3 protein-coding genes are annotated in these 4299 nt (G+C 67.0%); all 3 read right to left on the bottom strand.

Going from position 1 to position 4299, the window contains the following annotated elements:
* Window positions 1–450 precede the first annotated feature (450 nt).
* Entirely contained in the window at window positions 451–1770 is a 1320-nt protein-coding gene (locus FM051_RS49715) for a pectate lyase family protein (protein WP_238413267.1), read from the bottom strand.
* Window positions 1771–1896: 126 nt separating this feature from the next.
* Entirely contained in the window at window positions 1897–3465 is a 1569-nt protein-coding gene (locus tag FM051_RS49710) for a right-handed parallel beta-helix repeat-containing protein (protein ID WP_202919532.1), read from the bottom strand.
* A gap of 568 nt (window positions 3466–4033) precedes the next feature.
* Window positions 4034–4299: hypothetical protein (locus FM051_RS49705; protein ID WP_476655313.1), on the bottom strand; the 266-nt coding region annotated here is incomplete at its 5' end.

The following is a 4299-nucleotide window of genomic DNA, read 5'->3' as shown; positions in this document are numbered from 1 at the left end:
CGACAAAAACGCCCCACCGCGTCGCGGAGGGCATGCCGACCAGACTTCCCGGCGCTCCGTGCGTAAAGATGCCGTAGAAGCCGCTGTTCCGCAAACCTCCCGCTCGGCGGAGCCGGCCGGCCATGGACCGGTTACCCGAAGAGGCCCTCGAACAGCATGTAGAGGGCCCAGGCGAACAGGGCGGTCATGAAGAGGATCTCCCGCCATGCCGCACCGGGGTTGGCCTGGATGGCGTAGGACATGAGCTTTCTCGGTAGCGTCGGGGATTCACAGGCTCGGGGTCCGCGCCCGCGGCGGTCGGAGCGAGCGCCGCGATCGTCCCGGCGGCTAACAGGCCGACCGCACAGGTGACCAGCGCGCCGCGTCGCGGTCGTCGGCCGTTGAGCTTGGCGTGTTCCATGGTGTGCCCCTCCTTGCGAGGTGTCGTGGATCCAAGCGGGGCGTTCGCCGCTACCCGCCGATGCCGCTCTGCGGTCCGGCGTGCTGCCGCAGCATCGCGGGGACGTCCGCGGTCGGGTGCAGGGTGTAGGAGTAGAAGCTGCTCGGGTTGAACGCCGAGCCCCTCGACTTCACGCGACCGGACGCCCAGGAGCTGTTTCGCACGATTTCGCCGCGCTGGACCAGTTCCGCGTTGCCGCTCACGTAGTACGGGTCGCGCACGCCGTCGTAGTAGGTGTTCTCGATGACGGCCTTGGTCGATCCGGTCACGTGGGTGCCGGACGCGCTGATGTCATCGAGGTGGTTGTTGTACAGGTGGGCGTAGGCGGCGTTGTCCACGACCGGGTTGCGGGTCGTGTTGTCCTGGAACCAGTTGTGGTGGATGGTGATCCGGGCCGTGGTGTTCTCGGTCCAGCCGACGCCGAAGGTCTTGTTGTTGTCCGTGATGTGGTTCCACGACACGGTCAGGTTGTTGTTGTCCTTGCGGCTGTCGATGAGCCCGTCGTTCATGCGGGTCAGCCGGTTGTGGTCGATCCAGATGCGGTTGGCGGTGTCCATCTGGATGGCGTCGTAGTCGTAGGAGTCGTCGCCGGGGTCGTCGTCGGGCATGCGGGTGTCGCGGATGGTCAGGTTGCGGATGATCACGTTCGACACGCCCGTGCGGAGGATGAAGCCGCCGCCGACGATGTGGCCGCTGGTGCCGACGCCGACGATCGTCTTGTTGGACGCCACCCGCAGCTCGGTGCCTTTGGGGCTGATGTTGATGGTGCCGGCGACCCGGATGACGTACGGCTCGCTCGCGGTCACGTACCGGTTGAGGTCGGCCTGCGTGGTCACCGTGACCGTCTGCCCGCCGGCGCCGCCGGTGGTGCCCTGCGCGAAACCGTCCGGCACGCCTGAGTACGGCACCGACGGCGCGCCACCGACCTCGACGTCGAGGTAGTCGATGTTGGGCAGACCGGCGGCCGTGGTCGGGTTCAACCGGACGGTGTTGCCGCCGGCGTTGACCGGCACGGTGAGGGTCCTGGTGACCCACGTCGACCACGCACCCGTGCCCTCAAAGGACACGCCCTGGACGGTCGACCCGTTCACGACCAGGTCGGCCGCACGGGTCGTGGTGCCGTTGGCGAACCGGATGCCCAGCGTCGCCGTGCCCGCGGCGGAGGCGTTGACGGTGAACTGCGCGTAGGCGCCGGCGGCGTTGTCGGCGTTGCAGAACCCGGAGCCGGAATAGCCGGTCCAGTTGGTGTCGGTGGTGCCGCTGCACACCGCCGGCGAGTTCTCGGCCTCGTACCGGGTGGGCGCGGCCTGCGCCGCGGATTGCGAGAGCACGACTACCGCGCTCGCCAATAGACTTGCGCACGCGATCAGGGGTTTGACGTGCATTGGCGCGTCTCCGTGAAGTTTGGCTCGTCGGATGACCGGTGGACGTGGATCGGCTGCTGTGGCGGGGACGGTCTAGAAGCGCGCGCCCACGTCGGCGCCGTTGCTCGGGCGCAGGAAGTTGGAGGACGGGATCGAGCCGTCCGCGTTCCGGGGTCCGGTGATCGTGCCCGGGTTCGTGCTCTCGAACGACCACGAGCCGCCGATGTCCCACGAGTTGCCGCTGCCGCTGGAGTTGGAGCCCAATGAAACGTCGGCGCCGTTGGCCGCCGCGAGGTTCTTGGTCAACGTGCTGTCGGAGCGGTCGAACTGGAACCCGGTCTTCGGGTTGTCCCACGCCGTGCTGCGCTCGATCTTGTGCTGCCCGGGGTTGTTGTTGTCGACGAAACCGCCGACCGCGTTGTTCCACGTCATGCTGTTGCGCACGGTGTGGTTGGCGGCCACGCTGTTGCCGCCCAACTTGAACCCGTTGCCGTCACCGGTGAAGTCGGGGATGTTCCAGCGGTTGAACCCATTGCCCCAGGCCAGGCTGTTCTCCGTGATGATGGGAGAGGAGAACATCCAGTAGTCCAGGCCGTCGTCGGCGTTGTTCCACAAACGCGCGCCGCGCACGACGTTGCCGCTGCCGGAGCCTTCCTTGATGGCCAGGCCGTCCGCGCTCTCGCCGTTCTTGCGCGGGTCGCGGTTGCCGTAGCTGTCCAGGTTGAGGATCTGGTTGTTGCTGGTTGCGAGGACGAGGTGCAACCCGGTCTCGTAGTTGTCCCTCGTGACGAGCCGGTCGTAGACGTTGTTGTTGGAGTCCAGGCCGAAGATGCCGTACGGACCGTGGATGATCTCCAGGCCGATCAGTCGCCAGTAGTCGCCCTCGATGTGGATCGCGCCGCGCTGCGACCGGGGGATGGTGGAGCCGACCTCGCCCGGCGTGTAGGGCATGTTCTCGCCGTCGATGATCACGCGCTCGTTGTTGTGGTTGCGCATCGTGATGGGCCGGCTCGACGTGCCGTTCTTGAGGATCTGGATGTTGGTGCTCGGCGCGTACGTGCCACCGCGGATGTAGATGGTGTGGCCGGGCTGTGCCAGGTCGACCGCCTTCTGGATGGTGCGCAGGGGCGCGGCCAGGGTGCCCGCATTGCTGTCGTCGCCGTTGGTCGCCACGTACAGCGCGTTGGCGGCTGGCGCGTCGTCGACGGTGACGTCGAGGTAGTCGATGTTGGGCAGGCCGGCCGAGGTGGTCGGGTTGAGCCGGATCGTGCTGCTGCCTGCGGGCAGCGGGACCGTCAGGGCCTTCGACACCCAGGTCGACCACGCGCCTGTCGCCTCGAACGAGACGAACTGCACGGTGGAGCCGTTGACGACGAGGTCGGCGGGTCGGCTGGTGGTGGCACCGTTGGAGAACCGGACCGCGATCGTCGCCGAGCCCGCCGCCGACGCGGTGACGCTGAACTGCGCGGCGGCCCCGACGGCGTTGTCGCCGTTGCAGAACCCGGAACCCGAGTAGCCGGACCAGTTGGTGTCGATGGTGCCCGTGCACACCGCCGGCGAGTTCTCGGCTTCGTAGCGGGTGGACGCCGCTTGCGCCGGACTCGCCGATAACGCGACCAGCGCGCCCGCGACTATGCCGACGAGGACAGTTTTGAAGTGCATCGTTGTTCTCCAGCGAGAGTCGGATGCGGCGGCGGCGGCGCGGGGGTGAGCTCGCCTGCAGGACGCGGAGAAGTTGCCGCAGGCGTGGTGGAGATTGTTGAGCTGTGCACCGGGAAGTCGCGAGAACAGTCGTTACCACGCGAACCCATGCACGCCTCCTTGCGAGCAACCGGCGGAGCCGTCGACACCCCAAAAGCTCGCCATTCGTCCGCAGGCTCGAAGAACGACAGCGGTCGTCGGTCGCACGGAACGGGCAGTCCGCGTGGCACGGTGGGGCGTAGGGCACCGTCGGGACGCCACCCAGCAACATCGTCCGCACGCGGAACACCTCTGACAGCACCACCGGCAACACGGGTTTCCACTGCGCCCGCGACACCTGAGGCGAACGGCGATCATGCAGGTGGTGTGATCACCGCGCGGCCGATGCGACAGATCACGCGTGCTTGCCGTCATGATCCGACGGCGCCGCGGTGCGCTCGATTCACATATCTGTCTGATCGCTTCAAGGGGTGGGTCAAAGTACGGATCTGCGGGGGCCCGAGGGTGAGACTCCCTCGGGCTACCCGACCTAGCAGGTGCCGTCCGACTCCTTCATGCCCGTGTTGGCGCCTGCCGTCCGGCTCACGATGTTCGGTACGCAGTTGGTCTGGTCGAGCTTGTAGCTGTAGGGGATGTTGACCGTGGTGGTGGACTTGGGGTCGGGGCCGGCGGGGTTGGTCTCGCTGTCGGGGCTGGACCAGGTCACGTTGTCGAAGATGTTGCCGCTGACCTGCCAGTACCCGGCCTGGTCGGTGTAGAAGGTGCCGAGGACGTCACGGGAGTTCTTGAAGTAGT

Origin of the sequence: Saccharothrix deserti (assembly GCF_009769385.1) — a bacterium.
GTDB classification, from domain to species: domain Bacteria; phylum Actinomycetota; class Actinomycetes; order Mycobacteriales; family Pseudonocardiaceae; genus Actinosynnema; species Actinosynnema deserti.
This window is presented reverse-complemented; position numbering and strand designations above follow the sequence as displayed.

Bases quoted from the DNA above. Each gene is read 5' to 3' on its own strand.
- FM051_RS49710 (WP_202919532.1), bottom strand. From the start codon at position 3,465: ATGCACTTCAAAACTGTCCTCGTCGGCATAGTCGCGGGCGCGCTGGTC.